Below are 26,770 nucleotides of genomic sequence, written 5' to 3'. Positions count from 1 at the left end.
CTTTTATGAACCAAGAAATGAGTAGTATTCTAGTTATTAAAATTTAAACCACTGAATCTCAGAAAATATTTTAATAGCTTTTTAACTTTATTCCAGAATACATCTCATATAAAACAAAAAACCTTATTTGTTAGAGTGATTAATTAAAATCAATAATAGTTTTTCACTAGGTTTAATATTAAATTAGCTATTTTTCTTTCTCAGATCTTAAAAATCAGTATATTAATGAATGATTGGATAATAAAAGTACCATTATATTTTGACTGATACTCTACTTTAAAATCATTTTCAATTTGTGTGGAGTATAAAATATTTATATTGCATTAGTTGTAAATATTTTGTTGGTAATTATGTATTTTACCTGTTTAAAGCTATATCGAAAAATGTTTGTATTAATTAGCATTATATATAAATTTACTAGTCATAGCTATATAGTGTACCCGTATAAATTACTAGACGACTTCAAGTTATTAACTATGGCATAGTTATTACCATATATAAAGATAGTTTTTGTGCAAAAAAGTTATATATAAATTTAATTAACAAAAAGAAGTATCTTGCTATATATAAGTATTAAGTAAAACTTGCATTAATAAATTATTTAACTTCTAATTACATAATTTATTGGGTGGTTATAAATCGAGATAAAACTGGCGGAATTGATAGTGAGTATATTCAGGTAGAGGTGGCCTTATTAAGAAATAAAATCTTAACCTTTCTTTTTATTAATCCTAAAAGGAATATTTGTTAAGTTAAGTTTTCATTCGATTGCATATTCAGATAGTCTAGAGAACAATGGCACAATTAAATTTTGCCTCAAACTTGAGATCTCAACCGAATTTTGTGTTGTAAATAAACCTACTCAAAATGTAGTTGGGAATTTAGATATAAATATCAGAACTAATAGAATACTTGGAAAATTCAAGGAGTATTGTATTTTTTGTTGAGTTTAACTAACTCTTGAGTAGTAGAATAAACTACTCAAGAGTTATCTTGACCATAAAATATTTAATTTCATTAACTCAAGATAATTTTATTAGATATCTCTATGGAAATTATCTTGAAAGAGTTTTAACGGGTTAAGTATATGCATAAAAATATTGAGTATGTTTATGATACTGTTAAATTAACATAAGTTTTAGTTATTATTAGTATAATGATCTTACTAGTTATTCTTCCAGTTTTATCAAGAAATAAGTAGTAGATTCAAATTCTATTTATAACTAGAATAACTACCTGCAAAGTAAATCCATATTTCAAGATATTTGCAAAAGAGTATAGTTATGAAAAAATTAACCTGTAAAGCTGATACATATTAAGCAAATATTTTGTTTTTTGAACAACACAATTTAATTGGTTTCTTGAAATATTCAATTAAATTTGCCTAATATTTCCTTTGAGATTTTACTGTATAACTATTATCAAATACAAATATTAAAAGCATGAGATAAAAGTATAGCTTTATAACTTCCCAAATCTTTATAATGGCTTATCAATCTGTATGAGAATGAGAGCTAGAACAATAAAATAAAGCAAAATGATTACTTACCACAATTAAATCCTTGAGACTACCGAAATTCGTAGATACTACTATAGCTATTTATTGGGTTTTTGCTAAAAGTATTACCACACTAATTTCTGTTTTTCTAGGTTATGCAAAAGTTTTTACTGGTTTTAGCAGTACAAATGTCTGTGGTTAATTATTCGCATTAAAAATACTTGTAGTAGCCCAGTTAATGTATTTTACTATTAAATGAATACAAGGGTCTATGTATAGTTTTTTTGCTATATAAATGTTAAAGACACGCTTGTATTTGATATATTATCATTTCACAGTTTTTTTAAAGCCTGTACTACTTTATATTTTATAATGTAGATTGTTTCACTACTGGATTCTATATTTTCTATAGCACTTATACTTTTTTAGTTTTCAAACCTCAAGTCTATAATACTCAAAAAAGCAAAATTCTATTCCTAAATATGAAAACTCTGAATATACTCCTAGCCCCTATGATGTATTCTTAAATATGCTTTTTGATTTTAGCAAATTTACTGGTAGTTATTTTTACAAAACTTCACGATATTAGTTATCTATTATTCTTAATATATCTACTGATTTTCTAGTTAGATTAACCTAATTTTCAGTGACTATATCATTTTTTATACTCTATAAGTATATCTATAATTTACTTCATCAACAAATATTTTAATATTTTGCCTTATTTTTGTAGCGGTAGGTTATCTTTCTTACCTGTATTCCTAGAATTTGCTACTCTTATTACTACCTAATACCTACTATATAAATCCTAAATCTTGAAGTTATTTAATTATCTAATAGTCAAAAAATATAAAATTTTTACATAGAAAGTAAATATGTTGCCCAGGAATTATTCAGTACAAAAAATTAAAAGTTTACACATAAGATAATTACCATTATATTTTACCGCAAATACTTTTGCAAAACTTCTGTACAATTCGCCAAAATTTTAAAGTTTTGTTAATATGCAAATGCTGGTAGTTTTTCGGCGAAAATTGTTTTTTGTAGCTGGAGAAAGTAAATATTACTAGCAACATAGAGTTGAGATGCGAGCTATGACTACCTACCTCTTTTTCGATGAAGCCTTGCGGATATTTGTTAATGCCTTTTTAATTTCTGTCCTGATATTGATTGTAGTCTCAGCTATCGGCTTAGCAATTGTTGGATCTATCGAAAAAAATAATATTTATCCTGCTAGTCCCAAACATTTTCGTTAAAGTCTAGTAATAAAAATCACCTATGTTAAAACCACTTATTTCCGGTGTTAACCAGAGCAAAATACTGGGAACACTAAAATACATAAACCTCAAGATATTATATTCTTCTACATTTAAGTGCATTTTTATGCGTGTAAATACTGTAGACGAGGTGTTTATTGAATGGAGCAAATAACAAGTGAGTTTATTTGATAAGAATGTATTAGATTCTCATAATCAATTTCAAGATATTCTTTGTCCAGAGGAGGCTTTTGTTGCTATTACCTTAGCTGCAATAGCTTCAAATGGTCATATTTCTAAAGAAGAATCGCATCACGTATCAGGTATCCTATCTAGGATGAAGTTGTTTCAGTCTTATACTAATGATCTGCTTGTAGATATGTTTGAGAAACTCCTCAATCTTTTGCGGACTGAAGGAATAGATACCTTATTTAGAGCAGCACAATCTTCCTTACCAGACAACTTAAAGGAATCAGCTTTTGCATTAGCTACAGATATGGTGCTTTCAGACGGCGATATGACAACTGAAGAGCAAGATTTCCTCAGTGATCTTTACCACTGTTTGAATATTAACAGTGATATGGCCAATCAGATTGTAAAAGTCATTTTGATAAAAAACCAAGGACAATCAGTTATGGACGATTGAAATTACTTCCCTAAGATTCCCTAAGGGAAAGGAAATAAAAACAAGTAATAACTAGGTAAGTATCCCCCTGCTTTGCCATTTTCTAGTAGATATTTAACAAATATACCAACACTTGGCTTATCCCAACTATTACCACTGCTAAGAAAATGTACTAAAGGGGTTTTAACTTCTTTGGTACTATTCTAATTAATTTGGATGATTATAAACTATACCAGCTAAATAATACACCTTGTTTTTTTATCTAAGTAAATTATTAAATTGATTTGATTGTAACTTGATTTCCTCCTAGCAGGTAGGCTTTCTACCCTAATTAATAAATGTACTGACTAGACTGTTAAATTACTTTGAATCTAAGGGGTTTAAAATGTTAAAATTTTCAAAGGTAATATGGGATTATGCCTTGTTTTGCAACTCTTAATCAACTTGTCAACATTATTGGTGCTAAGGCTATTAATTTATCGATAGAAGCTTTGGTGCAAATCATTAATGGGGTACAAACAGACACAAGGATTATTAAGCAAGGTGAAGTCTTTGTAGCTTTACGGGGGGAGAAATTTGATGGCCATAAGTTTATATCAATAGCAGTTAGAAATGGCGCAATTGCTGCTATAGCCGACTTTGAGTACCAAGATGAAGGTTTCCCTATATTGCAAGTTAGAAGTACTTTAGCGGCGTACCAGCAGATTGCTAGATGGTGGCGTGATCACTTTAACATACCAGTAATAGGGATAACTGGTTCTGTTGGTAAAACTACTACCAAAGAGTTAATTGCTGGAGTTTTAGCTACTAAGGGTAAAGTTCATAAGACTTATGCAAACTTTAATAATGAGGTTGGTGTGCCAAAAACTTTATTGGAGTTAGATGCCCAGTATGATTATTCTGTAATAGAAATGGCAATGCGAGGTGCAGGACAAATTGCCGAGTTAACGGACATTGTTAGTCCAACTATTGGGGTTATTACAAATGTGGGTAAAGCACATATTGACTTGCTGGGTTCTGAAGCAGCAATTGCATCGGCAAAATGCGAACTGCTAGCACAAATGTCTCAGGACAGTGTGGCAATATTAAATTATGATAATCCTCTGCTTATAGAGGTGGCAAGCCAATTATGGCACGGAAGGGTGATTACATTTGGATTTACTGGGGGAGATATTCGAGGCAAGTTAATTGACCTACAAACCCTAGATATTGAAGGAATGAAGTTTAATTTACCTATGCCTGGTCGTCATATTGCCTCTAATTACATGGCTGCTTTAGCTATAGCTAAGATTATAGATATTGATTGGATTACCTTACAAACAGGAATAATGGTGGATATACCTGGGGGGCGATCACGACGTTTTACTTTACCTAATAAAATAGTAATTTTAGATGAAACTTATAATGCCGCACCAGAAGCGATGATAGCAGCCTTAAATTTGCTGTCGCAAACACCTGGTAAAAGGAGAATTGCTGTATTGGGTGCTATGAGAGAATTGGGAAAGCAATCACAGCAATTACATCAAAAAATCGGTGAAACGGTAAGAGAGTTACAGTTGGATGGTTTGGTCGTGTTAATGGATGGTGAGGATACTGAAGCGATTGTAGAGAAAGCAGTTGGTGTACCTAGCCAGTGTTTTAACAGCCATGAAGAGTTATTAGCAGGACTGAAAAAATATATTAAATCAGGTGATCAAATTTTGTTTAAGGCATCTCATTCTGTAGGTTTAGAGGAAGTGGTTATTCAGTTACGAGATGATTTATGCCTTAGTACCACTTCTTGAAAGTGAGTTCACAAAATCTTCCGAAAAGAAAAGTTAATATAAATTCAGATGAAACATTTCTACTAGATATAGTGACTAGGATAATTTTGAAACCCCCACTTATTGCTTGATTACATAAATCCTAATTTGCCACTCTTGTTAAGGATAATTAGTCAAACAAGATGTATACAGCCATATCCACCTTAATTATATACCAATACCGAGTAGATTCAGATTCTAACCCATTACAGTATGAAAGTGACTAAAAATAGAATAATGATAATGTAGTTAAAATCAGATTTTAGATTTTACTGCTAACAAGCCCCAGCCCAACAGTTTTAATTCTAAGCAAAAATTTATACGAAGAATACTCTATATTATTAGAAAGTTAAAAATCCACAGAAAAACAAATGGCATAACTGCTAACAACTGTTATTACTACTAGAAAGTAGATAGGATCAGCTCAGTATTACTAGATAATAATTAAAGTTGTTTAGAAATAAAATATAACACTTAATTTAATTATCTGATGGTAATAATACTAAACACTGAGTGAGTTTTGATATATCAATTACTTATGTAGATAATAATTAGATTAAAAAGCAAAACCCTCTAAGATAGTTCTATTGGAAGTTTTCCTTACTGTCCATAAATATAAAACATAAAATACCATGTCTAAAGTCATTATTGAATTAAAAGGTATTTCTAAAAGTTTTGGTAATAAAAAGGTATTAGATAATGTCGATTTACAAATTTGTCGTGGGGAAGCACTTGGAATTATTGGTCCTAGTGGTACAGGAAAATCAACAATCTTGCGGATAATTGCGGGACTAATGGAACCTGATAGTGGTGAAGTATACATTGAAGGAGTTAAAAGAGAAGGCTTAATTGAGGATCGCATTGATGGGGTGAGCATTGGTATGGTCTTTCAGCAAGCAGCATTATTTGATTCTCTAACCGTGGAGGAAAATGTGGGTTTCTTACTATATCAAAATTCCAAGTTGCCGCGATCATGTATTCGGAAACTAGTAAATGAGAAACTAGACATGGTGGGTTTATCAGGAACGGGAGATCTTTACCCATCAGTCCTTTCAGGAGGAATGAGAAAACGAGTAAGTTTTGCCAGGGCAATTATGTCCAATCCAGACAATCCTAAACAGGGTACAGAAGTTCTACTATATGATGAACCCACAGCAGGTTTAGACCCTATTGCCTCTACAGTAATTGAAGATTTGATCTGTCATTTGCAGTCCATCCAAGGAGCCTGGGGGAGCTATGCCATTGTGACACATCAGGATAGCACAATTCGCCGTACAACCGATAGAATAGTGTTTCTCCATCAGGGTAAACTCCAATGGCAGGGTCGGATAAGCGAGATTGATAATACAGACCATCCTTTAATTCGACAATTTATGAGTGGGAATCTATCAGGACCAATTCAGGTAGCAGGTTAATGTCAGAAAAAGATAAGGTAAACAATCTAAGAAGAAAAATCCCCTTTGTATCTGGAAGGACTTTTAGAGAGGGTTCTGTAGGATTATTGATATTATTGGGATTGGCTATTTTAGGTGGAGCAGTTCTCTGGTTAAGTCGATTTGCTGTATTTGGTAAAACCTATAAAGTGATCGTGGAATTCACAAATGCTGGGGGAATGCAAAAAGGTGCAGTTGTAAGATATCGTGGTGTTAAAGTAGGTCGAGTTAATTCTATACAACCAGGGCCTAATACTGTGGAGGTAGAAATTGAAATCTCTCAGTCAGAACTAATTATCCCTAAAAACATTGTTGTAGAAGCCAATCAATCTGGGTTAATTGGTGAAAGTGTTATTGATATTACACCCGAAAAACCATTTGTCTCTACTCTTAGAGTTGCCGGTCCTTTAGACCCTAATTGTAAACATACACTTATAGTCTGTAATGGTTCCCGTCTTCAGGGTAGAATTGGTATTAGTATGGACGAGCTCATCCGTACTACTAGTCGTTTAGCTAAAGTATATACTGACCCTAGCTTCTATGCTAATATCGATAACACTTTAAACAATACCTCTATTGCTGCATCACAAATAGCTCAACTGAGCAGTGAACTTACTAAGTTGACAAGAATTGCAAAACGCCAGTTCGGCAGTTTTTCAAGTGCTGCAAACTCTATCTCCAAAGCCGCAGATAAGATTAGTACATCAAGCTCGGAAGCAGTTATTAAATTGGGAGATACGGCAAATGAATTTGGTGCTACGGCCAAGAATATTAGTTTAACAGTTAGTCAGGCTAATAAATTGCTGAAAAATTTGGATAATTTGTCTCCAACCCTTAATCGTTTGAACCAAGGACAACTAATTAGGAACTTAGAAACTCTTTCTGCGAATGCAGCCCAGGCCTCAGCCAGTCTTAAATATGTTACTACAACCCTGAGCAGTCCAGATAATTTACTTGTTTTACAAAAGACTTTAGATTCTGCCAGGGTAACCTTTGAAAATACTCAAAAAATTACCTCTGATTTAGACGCGTTAACAGGTAGCCCCGACTTTCGTCAGAACTTAAAAAAGTTAATTGATGGCCTAAGTGATTTGGTTTCTTCCACAAAAAAAATTGAGCACGGTATAAAGTTTGCCACAAACCTGGAAGAAGTGAAAAACCCTGCAAGCTCTTTCATCGGAACTGTGAAAAATAATGATGTAAATGATACTCGTAATAACCTGCAAATTCCCCACACTGTTTTGATAAATACCACCAAGTTGACTACAAATGATTGGGAATAATAATAGTTAAACTACCCCAAAATTTTCATTAAATTAGGCTGAGGGGATGCAAATAATATTAGAGATATGATAATTGCGAGCAGGTTAGTTTGAGTGGTCTCCTGATTCAATAGCAGCAAATATGGAGGAGTAATCTGCATATGCAAATGACATTTTCATGGCCATTTCTATGATTTGCTTTACACCTTCAATGCTGTGTACATTCAGATCTGCGAGTTTAGCCTCTTCGATAAAGAAATCAGTATCCTTGAGTAAGTGTTTTATTGGGAAATTAGGGTTATCATAATTATCATTCAACATTCTTGATAGCTTCTTATCGAAAGTCGGTGCATATAGGGCACTATTTCTCAAGACCTGCATAAATAAATCTGCTTCTATACCATAACGCCGGATAAAGCCCAGACTCAGAGCAAAGGCTGTAGTCATGGAAGCAATCAATTGATTCATTGCTAATTTGAGGGCTGAAGCACTTCCCACTCTACCTGCCAATACTGGTTCTGGTCCAAAATTCTTTAGTAAATCTAAGTGACGATAATATTGTTCTCGATAAGCCCCTACCATCAAAATTAACTTCCCAGTTCTTGCTTCTGGGATACTACCCAATACAGGAGCTTCTAAATACTCTCCCCCCGCAATTTCCACAGTATCTTGAATCTCCTTACTTTCCGTGGGCGAAATAGTCCCCATTTGGATAATACTGCGTCCTTGTACTGCCCCAGAAGAGCGATCAGAAAGTAAAACGCTGTAAATAGCTGCAGCATTAGTAAGCATAAGTATCACACAATCAGCAGCACGAATAGCCTGATAGGGTTTGGCTGCAATTTCCGCACCAGCAGCTTTTAATGGCTCTAACTTTTCTAGGGTGCGGTTATAGGCTATAACCGGAATATTAGCTGCTAATAGTCTTTGAGCCATAGGTTGTCCCATCAATCCAGTCCCCAGAAATGCCACCTTCATTGTTTATATTCCCAATGGTTGAGCGTTTGCTGTCAATTGAAAGTTGTTCATTGCTGAGTCATAAAATTATTAGTTAATTCCCAGCATGAATCTTGAAAACCTATCCCCCTGCGGCGAAAGTCGCCATGATTATGACTGAAAGTAAAATTCCTGGAGTTAATAATGAAATCAGCATTAATAATTCATGAGTATTCATAGTTATGCTCCTTTTCTCATCTATATTTTTAACAAAAATTGCCCTTGTAATAATTTTAGCAATCGTTGATTTAACAGTATAAACAATTGTTCCAATATCAAAATAATCTTTCTAATTATTACAATTTGTAATTATGTTATTCAAATTAGCAAATCAGGGGATTGTTATTCCTCTCTTGTCTTCTAATTTTTCCAAGTTAGTCCCAATCGTAAAAAGGGGCAAACTTTTGTAAACCCACATATATATGGGTTTAGCTTGCTCTCAAATGACCCTAGTACAGAAGAGATAAGGATTAAGATAGAGTATTCCCCTAATATCCAATTCATATTTTCAAGTGAGAATTTTAATTCTAAAGTTTTATAACTTGCATTTGTCATTGCATTATATTATCCCTCAGCTCTAAATAATGTTAGCTTCGGACTCGAAAGGGTTTTGGTATTAAAGACTTAGGACAAATCAGGAGTAGTAAATCCTCTGAGTGTTTGAGAAATTTTAGATTTTTGAAGTCCTTTAGATTGCAATAGAACACCAAATCCTCCTAGTCCCATCGGATCTATTAATTGGTGTAGTAAATCTCGGCGATATAGCAATTGGGATATTTTTTGGTTTCCACAGGAAAGGGAGGCCAGGCGGTTTCCCAACCCCAAAGCCATTAGAAATAATCCCTGCTGGGTAAAACCTAATTTTGTCAAACCGCAATAATTGCCCCATTTCTCCAGGGCAGTAAAATTTACATGAGCAGTAATATCTTGTTTGCCAATATTAATGTAAGGGTCATTATGACGTTGATGTTTCCAGTAACATTGTAAAGTACCTTTTGATCTCATGGGGTTATAGTAGCGATGAGCAGGATAACCATAGTCTATGGTTAAGATATAACCGCATTGCAAGCGATCACTAACTATAGCTAACCATTCTAAAACTGCTAGATTTACCTCACTCTGATAATTTTCAGAGTAGTTCTCAACATTTATATTAACTAGCTGAAAGTATTCCCTTATTTTTGGTGTAGATGGTTCTCCGGAGACTTCAGCAAATAAAGGTTGGGAGAATTTGTCTTTTCCTCCATCTTGCAACATATTTTTAGTCGTGACATAGATCTCTTGAAGTTTTCCCTCAATAATATGGAATCTATGCACTGTCATGGCATCAACTAACTCATTAGAAAAAAACAACCAGTAACAGAATTACTAGGCATATTTTCTAATGTCTGCCAATTAACAGGGTATCCTACCAACTTTCTCTGCTGAACTTCCTTTAAGGCCGGTGACCTCTCCACAATTATATAATTTATACAGGAGTAGAAATGTGGGTGCTGTTGTTGGATATATTTAAGTATATCTAGTGCTAAGTATCCTTGCCCTGCACCCATTTCAACTAAAGCAAATGATTGTAGATTTCCCAAAATGTTCCACATCTGCACAAACTGTTCAGCTAACAATTCGCCAAAATCAGCTCCTAAATGCACAGAAGTGAAGAAATCTCCCTTTTTACCTATATTTATTTCTTGATTGGAATAATAACCATGTTGAGGATGATACAATACTAAATCCATGTATTGGGCAAAAGTAATTAGTTCCTTAGGACTGGTAGTAATATGGTGAGCTATAACTTCATATAATGCTGGATTATAATCCATAGAATTACCTATCAATTGCTACTGATTAGCTTTACTAGTTTCGGTTTTTATATTTATCGATTCATTAAAATGGAAAACTGGATTAAATCCTAACCAGATTTTCCTCCATGCTAGTAGAATCCAGCACATGCTAATCGATCAGAACAGTCATCGTTCAACAATCATATTCTAAGGCCCGACCAGAAAATATCCACCTTGAAATTTTTAATGTTATGAAGTATTTATTAAAAATTTATCAAATATTGAATTGAAAATTCTACTATCTACTATTCGTAGATTTTAGTACTTTATACGAAAACTTTTAAAACCTTGGATGATAAGTCTTAGATTAATAGGCTACATGCAAGCATAGACTAGCCATAAGTGCAGTATATCAACCAGATATTGATTGTCAGACGAATACCTTGATTTTTTTAAGTCTTAAAACTACTTGAATAATTTTGTGACTACCCATCCATATTACATAAAGATTCTTATGCTAAAGCACCTATCTAACTTTTTACAGTAGTTGTTTTCGGGAATTGAACTTCTGATAAATTTAAATTTTGTTTGATATGGGCAAATTTTACTTATGTTACTTACGAGCTTAATAAGCGCTGTTTATTTATAGTTCATACCAGGAATTTTCTCTGTAAACCACATCAATAATTTAGTAAAATCTTGTATAGGCTATCTATAAAGTCAATCCTGAAGTTTGAAAAGTCTAGTTTTTGTTGACCAATATATAGACTTTGGAACACTTCATCATTTACAAAGAATTTTATCATTGATAATTAAAATGCATAAATAAGCACTCATCTTTTTCCCGATTTCTGGGAAAGGCTACAGAGACGTAACAGAATACGCCTCTATTATATCAACATAAATAATTACAATGAAGTCTATCTATCAACAGACCCCATAATTACGTCAATACTTCCCAAAATGACCACGATGTCTGCCAACTTCACACCTTTAAGTAAATGAGGTAAGATTTGCAGGTTATTAAAGTCAGCAGCGCGAATTTTCCAGCGCCAGGGCAGAGAATTATCATCCCCTACTAGATATATGCCCAATTCACCTTTTCCACTCTCAACGCGAGAATATATCTCGCCTTTAGGAATCTTGAAAGTAGGTGAAACTTTTTTAGCAATATACTGATAGTCAAAACTGTTCCATTCAGATTTTTTACCCTCTTGAATCCGCTTGGTTTCTAAGTTCTCATATGGTCCACCAGGAATTCCTGTGATTGCTTGTTTAATGATTTTTACGGATTCCCGCATTTCTCGCATTCTTACTATATAACGAGCCAAGCAGTCACCGCCTGTTTCCCACTGTACATCCCAATCAAAGTCATCATAACATTCATAGTGGTCAACTTTACGTAAATCCCATTTTACTCCAGATGCTCGTAACATTGGACCAGATAATCCCCAATTAATGGCTTCATCACGAGCAATAGTACCAATACCCTCTATACGTCGCCTAAAGATAGGATTGTTAGTAACTAAGCGTTCATATTCATCTACCTTAGGTAGAAAATAATCACAAAAATCTAAGCACTTATCCACCCAACCATAGGGTAAATCTACAGCTACTCCACCAACCCGAAAGTAGTTATTATTAACCATACGATACCCAGTAGCAGCTTCCCATAAGTCATAAATCATCTCCCGTTCACGGAATTGATAGAAGAAAGGGGTTTGTGCGCCAAAATCAGCTAAAAACGGACCAAACCACAGCAAATGGTTAGCAATGCGGTTTAGCTCAAGCATTATTACACGGATGTAACTAGCACGTTTGGGAATAGTAATTCCTGCTAATTTTTCTGGTGCATTTACGGTTACAGCTTCATTAAACATTCCCGCCGCATAGTCCCAACGACTAACGTAAGGAACATACATAACAGTGGTACGGTTTTCGGCGATTTTTTCCATTCCCCGGTGTAAATAGCCAATCACTGGTTCGCAATCAATGACATCCTCACCATCTAAGGTGACAATTAGCCGTAGAACCCCATGCATGGAGGGATGGTGTGGCCCCATATTCAACACCATTGGCTCAGTGCGTGTTTCAATTCTTACCATATTGTCCTAATTCTCCAGTTTGTGAAGACTTTAAAATTTAACTGTTCGTATGCCAATTTGACCCAGGGCAAGTTTTGGTGGACATTTAACAAATCATAGGAATAGAGGTTAGGGAATGACCATTCTCGCATAGGAACGAAATTAGGTTTTTCACCCTTTTGCTTAACTTAATTATTCCCATTTATCCTTCCCTATAAAAAATGTCCAATTCAGATGTAATTTGGAGAAGGGTTGAGTTTTATTTTTCTATACTCCTTCAATTATTATATGGAGCTTGGATTGGAGAACATGGGGAGGGGAGATTTTTTTCATTTTCCTGTACTAAGCCACGAAGTAATTTCAGGTTTGGCGATTATCTCGGGAGGACACTACTTAGATGTAACAGTAGGAGGTGGGGGACACTCTCGCCTAATTTTAGAGGCGGCAAAAGATGTCAGGGTAACAGCTTTAGACCAGGATGAGGAAGCCTTAGATGCAGCAAAAAAACATTTGGCAGAATTTAAGGATAGGGTTGAATTTGTCCACACAAGTTTCTCTGCTTATAACTTTATTAATGAGAGTTTTGATGGGATTATAGCTGATTTAGGGGTTAGTTCTTACCATTTAGATACGCCAGAAAGAGGTTTTAGTTTTCGCCATACTGCGGGTTTAGATATGCGGATGGATCGACAACAGGCTTTAAAAGCAGAAGATATCATTAATTTTTGGGATGAGGAAAAACTTGCAGATATTTTCTTGTGTTATGGCGAAGAAAGGCTTTCCCGTCGAATTGCACGACAAATTGTGCAAAAACGACCCTTCTACACAACTACAGAGCTAGCTAACGCAATTTCATCTTGGGTTCCTAGTAAATACAGGCATGGTAGGATTCACCCTGCTACTAGAGTTTTTCAAGGCTTAAGGATTGCTGTTAATAATGAATTGCAATCTATAGAGAAACTATTAGAAAAAGCTCCACACTCCCTTATCCCAAATGCTTGTATTGCCATTATAAGCTTTCACAGCTTGGAAGATAGGCTAGTAAAACATGGCTTCAGAAATGCGCCCCTACTTAAAGTATTGACCAAAAAGCCAATTGTTGCACAACCTAATGAAATTATTCAAAACCCGCGATCACGTTCCGCAAAGCTTAGAATAGCTCAGAGGAAGGAAAAATAAAAAAGTTACACTTTTATTCAAGATATTTTCAGATCTAAAATTCATATGCCAATAATTATTGGGAAACAAGAAAAAACATTAGAGTAAGCCACCAAACAGACACAGATATAGTTTTAAACAAAGAACAATATAAATTTTTATAGTTAAACCCTTAAGAAGCTTTAATCAAAAATTCCTTGTACTTTACTCTGCCTGAAAGGTAAATGGCCTCACGTCTAAGACTGCTTTTCAGGAAGGAACCAAAACTGTATTCTCTAGTTCCCAGTGTATATATTATCAAATATTTAACCTTACGGAGATTTTTCATGGTGTTCTATAGATAGAGCCTAAGCTTATTGAATAAATAATCCCTAATTCCAGGAAATTTTAGAATATGATTTAGGTAAAACACCACACTTACAAAAGATCAATTAAGCAGTATAAGAAAGTTCATTGAGAGCTTTTATAGGGTTGGCAAAGTTATAATTAGTTTGTGTAGTTAACATTCATGTTTAATATATTTAAACCCAAGAAAAATAAAAATTCAGTTCTCCTAATCAAGAGTAAAAAACATACTTATAAACATTTGATAGGAATAGATAAAAGTGAACCGTTACTAATATTGAGCGGGGTAACTTAGGAAAAACTTCACTAACCTGAGAGGTAATTTAGCCTTCAGTATACTTACCTGGCTTTTATACTGTGATTGGTATTCATTGCAGTAATGACAAAATATTAATGTATGATAAATCGTTTACTTCTTTTAGTATTCTTATCACTACACCTTGTCATATCTCAAACAAGTTATTCTGAATTTATAAGAGTTATAGAAATATGTATATGCTATTTGCCATAGAGAGAAATGTTTTGATGAACTTTATCATCTAAATCATCCTAATAAATTTCAGTAAATTGCGTTCATGACCTACCATATATCATCAATTTCATAACTCCTTTCATTCAATAAATTTATATTGTATGTCTCTCAATTTGTTTGGATAACTTTGTTTGTACTATTCATGAACTTCTTGTTTACTATACATTCCCTAATGATATAGAGGGAATTTTATACAATTATAATATTTGATCCTTTTAAATTAATATATAAGTCATTTTTGATGTAATGCAATAGAGTCAAATATTGTAATTGGTAAATTATAGTAGATTAAATCAATGCCGATATAAGTTTTAAGATTCATTACGCTCAAAAGCCAAATAATTAAATAAATTCATTATATATATGTATCATAAGATTATAATTAAATAGACTAAAAATTTTCCAGTATAGATTCTTATCTTACTTACTGATAATTAATTATAATATAAACCCCTATATCTAATATTAGTATTTGTTGATCATGTATATATGATCCCCAATCTATAAGTGATTACAATTAGTAAGAATAAAGCTCGCAATAGTTTTACAAATTTTTCTATTTCAATTATCAACTTGCAATTGCATACTATTTAAATCATTAATTATGATAATATAGGTTTAAGGTTAATAATTTTCAATAAAAAAATACACAATCAAGTGAACTAGTACCTTTATGTAAAATTAAAAACTTTCATCATTATACTTTTCTATGAATTAATACTCTCATTAACTTTTGCTTTTAATATAATATTCATTTTGAACAAATACTATTTGGGTGGTACATCTGGATATTTTTGTAAAATCTCACACTATTATTAGGTCTCTTCTAGTAATGATTCAAGAAAATTACCGAGTTCTTATCTAAGCTTCATCAGTTCATAAATGAATCAAAGATTAAAAGTCAAGAGAATATTTGAAAGGCTAGAAAAATCTTTCAGTATATATATTTAATAATAAGATAATGATTGATATGGTCATAACTATCCCAGGAATTCAAAATATACACAATTATAGACTTACCAATAATTTGATTATTGTAACCAAACTATTATAGATATAAATATGAAGTCCATATTTATTATGAACTCATACATAATTAATACATACATGCAGCTTTTTATTACTTTTCTAAAAACATCTATGTATTGGAGTTTATCTCTAAAGTTATTTCACATTAAAGTGAATATGTAATATATTACACTTTATGAGTGTAACATGGTTTACTCTTTCAGGGATTAGAAGCATATGGAAGGCTTTACTTATTAAGAGTTTATTTGAGGAATCTTTATGTACTCAGGATGTAAAAAAAGTATAGGAGTCATTATAGTTGGGCATAAATTATTATTGTGGAATTCTCCAAATGTTTTTTAACTATTGAGAAAAAAGATTTTTTATGCTGAAATTTACTTACTGTAATTGAATCAGATATTGTTAATTAACCCAATTACCATGCTGTGAATCATTATTGTCTAAATACTACATACTTATTTCGTATAATGCTATAGTCAATACTATAATTAGATATTTGCAATAGTTTTATAATCTCTTAGAATATTTCTGTTTAAATATCCTCAACAGATTATAGATAAATACAGAGGTGATAAAATCGAATATTAGTATAATAACTATTATAAAAATGATTATGCATCAGAACGTGTGGTTAATGTTTTTCTTTTATAGATAATAATCTTACAATTATGTTATCAATTCACATTAATTTTTTGTACTCAAATAAGACAAGTTATTAGTAAGTGAATAATGTTTTTATTTACACTATTGGAATAAAGCCATTATCAGCTTAAATAATTATTTAACTTTAAGTCAGTTAGCATAACACGTTATCATTATAATGAATTAAATAATCTACCAAGTTTTCAATCGTTGGTATGGATAAATTTTCTAAATACAACGTGGGCTTGATTTTTAAATAATTATTTTTTAGGGATTTAAAATATGCAGGATCGTAATGTGACTGAAGAATACTTTTAACAAATTCATGTGGATCACTGGATGTAATTAAATTGTTCCAATCACTGATTGTATTACTTCCATATCGAGATTTTAATCTGGCTATTTTTGCTTTTAAAATATCAGGATTATTAACTAAATGAGGATATTCTTGGATGATAAAACTGACTCTTACGTCTAGGGGTACTTGAATTTGCATACAATTGGAAATATGCATTTTTCGCCATAAATGAATTGGTAAGTAAACCCTTCCAATTTTGCTACTTTCTGATTCTACCCATACTATTTGATGAGAGTGAAATTTTTGAAGCTGTTGTACAATTAGAGTCTCAAAGTACTTTTGTGATGGTTGTGGCAAGGACTCATTTGACCATATTTCTCCAAGTAATGAACCGCGATGATTTGCCAAGCTTTCTAAGTCTAAAACTTGAGCCCCTCTCTGGGATAATTGACGCAATATTAGAGTTTTTCCACTACCTGTTAAACCAGATATAACACGGTAATTGAATCGATTGGGTAAATCCTCAAGTGCTTGACGTACATAGCTACGATATGTTTTATAACCTCCCAATAAAATTACAACTTGCCAGCCAATTTGGGACAATACTGCAGCCATACTAGCAGAGCGCTGACCTCCACGCCAACAATACACCAGGGGGAAGTAATCTTTATCCTTGTTAGCGAAGTATTTAATCAAGTGTTGAGAAACATTTTTTGTAACTAAAGCTGCACCAATTTTACGAGCTTGAAACGGAGAATTTTTTTTATATATATTTCCTACTTCAACACGTTCATTATCATCAAGAACCGGTAAGTTTATGGAACCAGGAATATGATCATGGTAGAACTCGCTTGGAGAACGAACATCAATAATTTCAGTGTAATTTGTATCCCAAATATTCTTAGTGTATTTTATAGTAGGAGGCATTCGAATAAAGTTACCTTCCATTACTCTATTGATATGGCCAATATATCTTCGCTTTTCTTAAATATCTTATCAGAACTTATTATAGATTGGTATTGATAAAAGTAATATGCATATTTCTAAAAAAACTTGCTCTTATAGCCTACAATCAAAAATTTGAAATGTGAGAAGCTGAAAGATAGAGAGGTTATTAATAATTTCTCTATCTTTCGAAAAAAAACTAGAGATTACAACTAATAACTACTCAACCCCTTCAATTTTGTCCTCAACTTCCTGGTATAGTTGGCGCAATTTATCAAGATTCTCTTCACTTGTTTCCCAATAACCCCTTCCATTTGCTTCCAGTAATGTTGTTACCATCTTGCGGAAGGAATTGGGATTCATCTTTAATAAACGCTCCTGCATTTCTTGATCCTTCATGAAGGTTTCATTGGTATCCTCGTAAATCCAGTTATCAACTGCACCCGCAGTTGCACTCCAACCTACTGTATTTACCAATCGTTTGGATAATTCCCGCACACCTTCATAACCATGAGATAACATACCTTCATACCATTTGGGATTTAACAGTTTAGTACGTGTATCCAAACGCACAGTTTCCGATAATGTCCTTACTTGAGCATTCGCTGTGGTTGTATCAGCCATATAAGATGCTGGAGTTTTGCCATCTTCACGCAGACTTGCTACTAATTTGGTGGGATCTGAATCATAATAGTGGGAAACATCTGTTAGGCTAATCTCGGAAGAGTCAAGATTTTGGAATGTTGCTTCTGCTGTCTTCAAAGTGTTTTCAAACAGCTCTCTAGATTGTTTCATACTCCCTGGGTTGTCTGCACTAAAAGCAAATGACTTGCGCTTCAAGTACATTTCCTGTAATTCCCCTTCATTTTCCCAAGTGCTATTTTCCACTGCCAGGTTTATATTGGATGAATAGGATCCGGAAGCATTGGAGAATACGCGGGTAGCAGCTTGACGTAGATTTATTCCCATCTCCTTTGCCTGAGCTGTTGCATGTTTGCGGATGAAGTTCATTTCTGGAGACTCATCTGCTTCCGCAGCCATTTTTACACCTTTATCCAACAGACTCATTTGGTTAATAAATAAGTCGCGGAATACACCAGAACAATTTATAACTACGTCAATTCTTGGTCTCCCTAGCTCTTCTAAAGGAATCAATTCTAATTTATTTACTCTTCCCAATGCATCTGGTACAGGACGTACACCGATCATCCACATAATCTGTGCCAGTGATTCACCATAGGTTTTAATATTGTCAGTTCCCCAAAGTACAGAAGCAATTGTTTCAGGATAATTCCCACCATTCTCCACTATATGTCTTTCTAATAGCCGATCAACTACTATTCTGGCTGACCTTACTGCCGCTTCGGTGGGAATAGCTTGAGGGTCAAGGGCATGTATATTTTTACCAGTAGGTAGTACGTCTGGGTTACGTATAGGATCGCCACCAGGACCTGGCAAAATATATTCCCCTTCTAAACCCTTGAGTAATGACACAAGTTCATTGTCCGCGCAGATTTGCTGTAAACAGAATTCTAAGTACTCAAATAAAGGTTTAAGTGCTTCCCGATCAACTTTAGGGTAACCTGTTTGGTGCAGTATCTCTACCCAGGGTTCATTTTTACCTAAATTGAATTTATTCAGTCTGGAAATTAAGGAAACTCTTCCTTCTGAGTCTGTTTGCTTTTGAACTAGGGAACTTACTGCTGCACGAGTAGCCATGGTGATATCTTTTAGCAACTGTACATCTTCTAAAATTCCCTTGTCATTATTGCGATAAATATCATCAATATTCTTATCCAGGCTATTCGCAATAATTCGTTGTAGACTAATAATTCCTTCTTCTTCCCGGTCCAAACCAGCAATATTTACCAGAGTTGCAACTGCTTCTTCTGCGCTGGGTGGTTTACCAATAACATGTAATCCACATGGTAACAAGCGGGATTCTATTTCCATTAATTCACGGTAAACAGCTCCTACAATATTATCCCGTTCTTCAGAACTCATATCTCTAGCATCAATTTCCGGAATATCAATATCCTTATCCAGGTTCACCATCCGGCATTTATCCATTATGGTGTTAACAATTGGAACTCCCCTCCCACTATCTTTCAAAGTTTGGTAAGAGCTAATTAATTCACTCATTTCTTGTAATCCCTTGTACAGTCCTGCATTTTCTGCGGGGGGAGTTAAATAGGAAATGGTTTCTGCATAACTGCGACGCTTGGCGATTGTCGCTTCACTGGGGTTATTAGCTGCGTAGTAATAGAGGTTAGGAATTGTTCCAATTAGGTTGTCAGGATAACACTCCCCTGACATTCCCATTTGTTTTCCAGGCATAAATTCCAATGAACCGTGAGTTCCGAAGTGTAGCACAGCATCTGCATCCCATATTTTTTCTAAGTATGTGTAGTAGGCAGCAAAGCCGTGGTGAGGACTTGCGGAACGGGAGAATAATAACCGCATGGGGTCACCCTCATAACCAAAAGTTGGCTGAACTCCAATAAATACATTTCCAAAGTGTTTACCGTAAATTAAAAGATTCTGCCCATCACTATTGAGTTGTCCTGGAGGAGCTCCCCAAGATAACTCCAAACGCTTAGAATAAGGAGTCAAAGCCTCATATTCTCTTACAGACATCCGGTAGGCTACATTTAATTCGGGGCTAGTATACTGTGCTTGGGCATCATGGATTATTTCTTCCATTAACTCCTTTGCAGAAGTAGGTAGTTCCGCTAAATTATAGCCATTATTCTTGAGTACTTTCATTACCTCGTAAATAGAGCTAAATACATCTAGGTATGCAGCAGTACCCAAATTTCCTTTATCTGGGGGAAAACTAAATACAGTAATGGCAATTTTTTTATCTATCCTGCTCTTAATACGTAAACTAGCCCATTTGATGGCTCTTTGTGCCACTGACTCAATTCTATCCTGGAGAGCAATTGCTTTCCCAGTAGTACCATCTCGGCCTGATAAGATAATTGGCTCAATAGCTCCATCCAACTCTGGAATAGCAATCTGTAATGCCACTTGAATTGGGTGTAAACCCAATTCACTCTCTTGCCATTCTTCTGTTGTTTGGAATACCAAGGGCAAAGCGACCATATAAGGGCGGTTGAGTTTTTTCAATGACTCGATTGCCTTTGGATGGTTTTGACGTGCTGGTCCTCCCACCAAAGCAAAACCAGTCAGAGAAATTACTGAGTCTACTAAGGGGGTATTGCTAGCTGGCTCGTAAAAATAAGTATCTACAGGTTTAGAGAAGTCTAACCCGGAGGCAAAAATGCAAATAACTTTTGCCCCTCTTGACTCTAGCTCTTGAACCATGGCAACATAGTGAGCGTCATCACCAGTAACTAGATGAGTACGCTGCATTATTAAACCAATATAAGGAGCAATTGGATCTTTTAGCTCCTCACAAATATCTTCACGACCATTATACCAGTTAAGATACTCCTGCAGATTATCATACATGGTAGTGGCTAAAGGATGCCATATACCCATATCTGGATAGAGTATAGGCGCTTCATATTGTAGAGAGGTATTCCGAAAATCCTCAATAGCTCCTAATGCGTATTTGTCAGCTAACATTAACAAGAAGTTTTCTAGATTTTCAGAAGAGCCCCCAAGCCAATACTGAAAACTAAGCATAAAATTCCTGGCATCCTGAGCTTTTTCCAAGGGCAAAAACTTGAGGACTTGAGGCAAAGTCCTCAATAGTTTAAGCATTGCATCTTCAAAACCAGCACCCGAATTTTCCTTACGCTTCCGCATAAACTGAGCTATTACACTCTTAGACTGCCCCAATTGTGCCATGGAAAAACTGCCCATTTTATTTAACCGCATTACCTCTGGCATTGAGGGAAAAACCACTATAGCGTCTAATTTATCACGGTGGGGTTTTACTGCCTCTACCAACTTGTTTGCCAGATCCTCAATAAATATCAAGGAAGCAATGAAAATATTGGCATTTTCCACATCCTTTTGAAATAACTGATAATTTTCTTGATCCCGGAGTTCTTCAATCAAATAACCGCTAATCTCAATTGCTAAATTGTGATTTTTATTGTTAATATTTCTCACAGCTTGCGATAAGGTACTCTGATACTGGGACTCCAATACGACATAGACCACTTTGAGTAAATGCCGTCCCCGCAAGTCATCGGGTACGATGTGACGAATGGTAGACTTGACGTGGGTGAACATGCTTTTATAAGCTCCTTTGATGCGTATTCTGTGCTGATAGGCTTGATCTAAATAAACTGCAATAGCTTGCCTAATTCTCAGGTACTATGAAGTTTTTATCAGAAAATTGTGATTAAAAGCTTAACTCATAGTTTTAGTGACATAAAACGATATAAAAACCTAATTTTGGTTTACAAAAATTCACTATGGTTAGAAACCAGAAATTAGTTCAATTACACACATAAATTAATTCTGTTTGCAATTAATTATTACTAATCATTATTATAAAAATATATTATATAAACCAAATATTCACATATTTTAGGCATCAGTAATGATGGAAAGCCTTGTATTTTAAATTGAGTAACAACTTAATTTAAAACATAAGGTCTGTGGTTTGCAATATTGGCAAACTACAGATATTTTACTCCCTGATTAGGACGGTAAGAATTATTTATTTTTTGCCCAAATATTTTACAAAAACTTTATAACTTGTCACCTATTAGTTTTGCCTGTAAGCTAACTAGCTAATTAATTTAGTTTTTGTTGGCATATTTTGCTAATTTATTTTTTAATTACTATGTTAAGTTTAGCATAAAATAACACATTATTTCTTTCGGAGTTTGGCTAACTAGATACAATAGCAAAACTCATCATACTTACTGTTTATTTGTAAAAAAATGGTTGCATCTAAATCATAATATCAACTATTAATAGATACCCAGATAATGTATAGAGCTCCTCGAAGGAAAGGCTAATTCCCTAAGTATACAAGTTTTATTTATGAGGACATATCACAAATTAATTAATATTATTATCCAATTAAAATTGAGCTTAATAAAGAATAATATAAGCACTTATTTGAATAGATAATAAGCAGTTTTAGAATATACTTTGAGTAATAAGTATATGGATTTTTCGGAAAATAAGCTAAATTTTTATATGGCAATCCATTTATAATTTTAATGGAGACATGCAGAACATAATGCATAATTTTTCTTTTCTTAATTGAAGATTCTCGAAACTCAGAAAAATGTAAATTCAATTTTTCGATAAAAGTACAGATATATATTTGCAAACACTTGAGAACAATAGATGAAATTAAAGGATATTATTTTAACAAAGATCATCTAAAGTGCCATGAATAAGGTTACTATAATACTGAATATGTTACAGCAAGTATAACTTATAGTAGCCAAGTGGAATTAGATTTACGGTCGTCTTGAAATATATTAAGTAAAAATAGTTGCAGTATTTCTTGTTCCCCATAAACAAACTAAATGTGTTGATTGTTTGTAACAACTAAAGTCAAAAACTTGGTATACATATCATCAGAGTATTGACTCTACTTTATAATGTGGAAAGTATATTTATCAGTAAATGACTAATCTTTTAATACACCAAAATTTTAACATTGTTGAAATATAATACAAAAAAAATTACATCATATAATATTATTGTCCCATAAAGTTTATAGAACTAAATAGTCTGTCATTGAATTATGATTTCAAGGCTATAGTTTAGGAAGATAATCTAAAGTTTTTTTAGGCCTTAAATTCCAAAGACGGCTAATACACCTTAGCTCTTACGGCTCTCACTACTGCCACAAAACTTTAAACAAAGATATATTAATTGTGAACAAAGTACTTATGGACGTCCTGGTAAGGGTGAAGTAACTTTGATCCCGACCGTGCTGCAAGAGAACAAGGCCTGCTATGTTTGAACAATTTACTTCTGAAGCTATTAAGGCGGTTATGCTTGCCCAGGAAGAAGCACGTCGCCTGGGACATAATTTTGTGGGAACAGAACAAATTCTTTTAGGATTAATTGGAGAAAAAACAGGTATTGCTAACGAAGTACTCACTGGGTTAGGAGTAACTCACCAAGAGGCACGTCAAGAAGTTGAAAGGATTATAGGTAGGGGCTCTGGTTACTTAAGACCAGAAATTCCCTTTACCCCGAAGGTTAAAAGACTATTTGAACAGGCCCTTAAGGAATCTCACCGTTTAGAAAATAATTTCATTGGTACGGAACATCTACTTTTAGGATTAACTGGGGCTGGGGAAGGTGTAGCTACTAAAGTCTTACAAAACTTAGGAATAGATGTTTCTCAGATCCGTAATTTGGTGATTCGTCGCTTGGGTGAAAATGTACCAGTAGTGACAAATGACCTTGGTGGCAATATCAGACATTCTAATAACAGTACTCTAGAGGAATTTGGCAGAAGTCTCACTAAAGAAGCTGAGTTAGGCGAACTTGATCCAGTAGTTGGTAGAGAAAAAGAAATTGAAAGGGTAATTCAAATTCTTGGTCGGCGAACGAAAAACAATCCTGTTCTTATTGGTGAACCAGGAGTCGGTAAAACTGCTATTGCAGAAGGTTTAGCACAACGCATTTATAACCAGGATGTCCCAGAGATTTTGCTGAAGAAACAAGTATTTAGCCTGGATATGGGGTTACTTATAGCTGGCACTCGTTTTCGGGGGGACTTTGAAGAAAGGCTCAAGAATATTATAGGTGAAATCTGCACTGGTGGTAATATAATAATCTTCATTGATGAAATTCATACCTTGATAGGGACTGGGGGCATTGAAGGAGGAATAGATGCAGCAAATATTCTTAAACCTGCTTTAGCCAGAGGAGATATACAATGCCTTGGAGCTACAACCCTAGATGAATATCGCCGGAATATTGAACCGGATACCGCTCTGGAACGTCGTTTACAGGCAGTTTTAGTGGGTGAACCGTCCGTAGAAGAAACTATAGAAATCTTGCATGGCTTGCGTGGGGTTTATGAACAACACCACCGTTTAAAGATAGCTGATAGGGCACTGGTAACAGCTGCAAAGTTGTCAAATCGCTATATTAATAATCGCTTCCTTCCAGATAAAGCGATTGATTTGATTGATGAGGCTAGTTCCCGGGTACACTTGCGTAATTCTCTAAAAACTAAGAATAAGGGATTAGATGAGGAATTTAATAGTGTTATCAAGCAGAAAAATGAAGCAGTGAAGACACAAAACTTTGCAAGAGCCAGTGAACTACGTGATCGGGAGTTGGAATTGATAGCAAACCTTCAAGACTCTCAAATAGGGAAAAATGTCCAAAGTGTTACTGTAGAAGAGGAAGATATTGCTCAAATAGTTACTGCATGGACTGGTGTACCGGTGAATAAGTTGACTGAGTCTGAATCCGAGTTTTTACTTCACTTGGAAGAAATCTTACACCAAAGACTAATTGGCCAAGAGCAGGCAGTTAATGCTGTTTCCCGTGCTGTTCGTCGTGCTCATTTGGGTTTAAGGAATACTAATCGTCCTATTGCCAGTTTTCTCTTTTCTGGTCCTACAGGAGTAGGGAAAACTCACCTGGCTAAGGCTTTGGCAGCTTGCCTATTTGGTTCGGAAGATGCAATGATCCGCTTAGATATGTCCGAATACATGGAGCGTCACAATATTTCTCAACTAATAGGTTCTCCCCCTGGTTATGCAGGATACGACGAAGGCGGGCTAATAACTGAGGCTGTGCGGCGAAAACCATACACAGTGGTTCTGTTTGATGAAATTGAGAAGGCACACCCTGATGTATTGAATATACTACTACAAATACTAGAAGATGGTCATATTGAGGATCGTAGGGGTAAGAAAGTAAACTTTAATAACACATTAATTATTTTGACCTCCAACCTTGGTTCTAAGGTTATCGAGAAAGGTGGAGGTGTTATGGGCTTTGAATTGAATAATAATGGGGCAGAAGCAGCTTATAATTACATTAAGAACTTAGTCTGTGAGGAGATAAGAGCTTATTTCCGTCCAGAACTATTCAACAGGTTAGATGAAATTATCGTCTTTACACAACTCAAACAAGAAGAAATCAAACAGATTGCTGAAATATTATTAAAAGAAGTTGCTGGTCGTTTAATAGGAAAAAACATTAAATTGAAAGTAGGTGATCAATTTAAAGAATTATTAGTCAGACAAAGCTATGACTCTTCTTATGGAGCAAGACCGTTGCGTCGGGTGATTATGAATTATCTTGAAGATCCTTTAGCAGAAGCAATTCTACATGGTGAGATTAATATGGGTGATACTGCTTATATTGATTTAGATGAAACCGATAAAGTAATAGTTAGCAAATCAATTACTAAGGATTTGTTAGTGGTTAGCTAATCTGTGACTATTAGGATGCTTTCCTAAACCCAGCGGATCGTCAGACAAAAATACACTTTGTCAACAGGATTTAAAATCAATTCAGCCCTAATTTAGTTTTCATAAATGTAAACACAGATTATTTGAAGATGTAAATACATTCAAAACTCATTACTTGGTTTATAATTTACTAGTAACAGGTAGTGTAATTAACACACGATAACCATATAAGACTAATCTGCGGCAGTTGATGTTGAGTTTTACATCAATTTGCCTTGATTGTGTCATGAGAAATAGTAAAAGCAGAAAAATCAATATAATAGAAGCGAAGGATTTGCTTGTGGCACTATTGCAAACTATGTGAATTTTAGACAAATGTTGTTTCAGCCTACACACCTTATAAATTTTTATAGATAATTATTTTAACTGTTAAGGCTATTAGTTAAATCCTTAAAGTGAAAATTCATAATAAGAGAGACAAAACTAATACAAGTACTTTGATTAGAAGTTCTTCCATATCTTCTTATCAAAGGATTACATGGGCATATGTGCAATAGTTTACCACTTGCCAATATAGTCATAATTAAGATGCCACAAAAGAAAAAATTATACTAAAAAACTAAGATCTGCAGGATAGAAAGTACTTAAATCAGCTTAATAATTTTATTGATTTAATTTTTACTCCAACATCAATTAAGTTTCTACCCATGATGGCATTTTATAATTTTTGAGTCTAAATTAATCTAGACTATTATAC

Annotated in this window: 11 protein-coding genes and 1 pseudogene; 7 read left to right on the top strand and 5 right to left on the bottom strand. The window is 34.2% G+C overall.

The features are described 5' to 3' along the window. Positions 1-2,592 precede the first annotated feature (2,592 nt). The 5 genes from RINTHH_RS10960 (at position 2,593) to RINTHH_RS02525 (ending at position 7,897) form a co-directional block, all read left to right on the top strand. Positions 2,593-2,754, top strand: coding sequence for a hypothetical protein (locus tag RINTHH_RS10960; protein ID WP_008232533.1), 162 nt, complete (start codon positions 2,593-2,595; stop codon positions 2,752-2,754). Between the two features lie 178 nt (positions 2,755-2,932). Beyond that, positions 2,933-3,400 (top strand): tellurite resistance TerB family protein, encoded by a 468-nt coding sequence (locus RINTHH_RS02540; RefSeq protein WP_008232532.1) that lies wholly within the window; start codon positions 2,933-2,935, stop codon positions 3,398-3,400. Between the two features lie 395 nt (positions 3,401-3,795). Then, the gene (locus tag RINTHH_RS02535; protein WP_008232531.1) at positions 3,796-5,163 is read left to right on the top strand and encodes a UDP-N-acetylmuramoyl-tripeptide--D-alanyl-D-alanine ligase; all 1,368 of its coding nucleotides are present in this window, start codon (positions 3,796-3,798) and stop codon (positions 5,161-5,163) included. A gap of 650 nt (positions 5,164-5,813) precedes the next feature. Beyond that, complete coding sequence (locus tag RINTHH_RS02530) at positions 5,814-6,596, top strand: ABC transporter ATP-binding protein (RefSeq protein ID WP_008232530.1); 783 nt, start codon at positions 5,814-5,816, stop codon at positions 6,594-6,596. After that, a complete protein-coding gene (locus RINTHH_RS02525) occupies positions 6,596-7,897 on the top strand; it encodes an MlaD family protein (RefSeq protein ID WP_008232529.1) in 1,302 nt (433 codons plus the stop codon). The genes RINTHH_RS02530 and RINTHH_RS02525 overlap by 1 nt, the downstream gene beginning before the upstream one ends. 84 nt (positions 7,898-7,981) lie before the next feature. Here the strand turns inward: RINTHH_RS02525 and RINTHH_RS02520 are convergent, their stop codons facing one another. From RINTHH_RS02520 to RINTHH_RS02505, 3 genes and pseudogenes are all read right to left on the bottom strand, one after another. Further along, a complete protein-coding gene (locus tag RINTHH_RS02520; RefSeq protein ID WP_044304423.1) occupies positions 7,982-8,854 on the bottom strand; it encodes an NAD(P)-dependent oxidoreductase in 873 nt (290 codons plus the stop codon). 642 nt (positions 8,855-9,496) lie between these two features. Continuing rightward, positions 9,497-10,689: pseudogene (locus RINTHH_RS02515) on the bottom strand (class I SAM-dependent methyltransferase). 881 nt (positions 10,690-11,570) lie between these two features. Next, positions 11,571-12,755, bottom strand: a complete 1,185-nt coding sequence (locus tag RINTHH_RS02505) for an NAD(P)H-quinone oxidoreductase subunit H (protein WP_008232525.1) — start codon at positions 12,753-12,755, stop codon at positions 11,571-11,573. Positions 12,756-13,022: 267 nt separating this feature from the next. Here RINTHH_RS02505 and rsmH point away from each other — a divergent pair, with 267 nt between their 5' ends. Then, entirely contained in the window at positions 13,023-13,913 is an 891-nt protein-coding gene (gene rsmH, locus RINTHH_RS02500; protein ID WP_044304421.1) for a 16S rRNA (cytosine(1402)-N(4))-methyltransferase RsmH, read from the top strand. Positions 13,914-16,594: 2,681 nt separating this feature from the next. Here rsmH and mnmH read toward each other — a convergent pair. Together mnmH and RINTHH_RS02490 are read right to left on the bottom strand one after the other, a co-directional pair. Then, complete coding sequence (gene mnmH / locus RINTHH_RS02495; RefSeq protein WP_008232523.1) at positions 16,595-17,686, bottom strand: tRNA 2-selenouridine(34) synthase MnmH; 1,092 nt, start codon at positions 17,684-17,686, stop codon at positions 16,595-16,597. Positions 17,687-17,902: 216 nt separating this feature from the next. After that, positions 17,903-21,889 (bottom strand): magnesium chelatase subunit H, encoded by a 3,987-nt coding sequence (locus tag RINTHH_RS02490; RefSeq protein ID WP_008232522.1) that lies wholly within the window; start codon positions 21,887-21,889, stop codon positions 17,903-17,905. A 1,694-nt stretch (positions 21,890-23,583) separates the two neighbouring features. Between RINTHH_RS02490 and RINTHH_RS02485 the strand changes: the two genes are divergently transcribed. Then, positions 23,584-26,034 (top strand): ATP-dependent Clp protease ATP-binding subunit, encoded by a 2,451-nt coding sequence (locus RINTHH_RS02485; protein ID WP_008232521.1) that lies wholly within the window; start codon positions 23,584-23,586, stop codon positions 26,032-26,034. Positions 26,035-26,770 lie beyond the last annotated feature (736 nt).

Origin of the sequence: Richelia intracellularis HH01 (assembly GCF_000350105.1) — a bacterium.
GTDB classification, from domain to species: Bacteria; Cyanobacteriota; Cyanobacteriia; order Cyanobacteriales; family Nostocaceae; genus Richelia; species Richelia intracellularis.
The sequence above is the reverse complement of the archived record's forward strand: the minus strand, read 5'-3'. Positions and strand labels throughout refer to the sequence as shown.

Bases quoted from the DNA above. Each gene is read 5' to 3' on its own strand.
- RINTHH_RS10960 (WP_008232533.1), top strand. From the start codon at position 2,593: ATGACTACCTACCTCTTTTTCGATGAAGCCTTGCGGATATTTGTTAAT.
- RINTHH_RS02535 (WP_008232531.1), top strand. From the start codon at position 3,796: ATGCCTTGTTTTGCAACTCTTAATCAACTTGTCAACATTATTGGTGCT.
- RINTHH_RS02530 (WP_008232530.1), top strand. From the start codon at position 5,814: ATGTCTAAAGTCATTATTGAATTAAAAGGTATTTCTAAAAGTTTTGGT.
- RINTHH_RS02525 (WP_008232529.1), top strand. From the start codon at position 6,596: ATGTCAGAAAAAGATAAGGTAAACAATCTAAGAAGAAAAATCCCCTTT.
- RINTHH_RS02520 (WP_044304423.1), bottom strand. From the start codon at position 8,854: ATGAAGGTGGCATTTCTGGGGACTGGATTGATGGGACAACCTATGGCT.
- RINTHH_RS02505 (WP_008232525.1), bottom strand. From the start codon at position 12,755: ATGGTAAGAATTGAAACACGCACTGAGCCAATGGTGTTGAATATGGGG.
- rsmH (WP_044304421.1), top strand. From the start codon at position 13,023: ATGGAGCTTGGATTGGAGAACATGGGGAGGGGAGATTTTTTTCATTTT.
- mnmH (WP_008232523.1), bottom strand. From the start codon at position 17,686: ATGGAAGGTAACTTTATTCGAATGCCTCCTACTATAAAATACACTAAG.
- RINTHH_RS02490 (WP_008232522.1), bottom strand. From the start codon at position 21,889: ATGTTCACCCACGTCAAGTCTACCATTCGTCACATCGTACCCGATGAC.
- RINTHH_RS02485 (WP_008232521.1), top strand. From the start codon at position 23,584: ATGTTTGAACAATTTACTTCTGAAGCTATTAAGGCGGTTATGCTTGCC.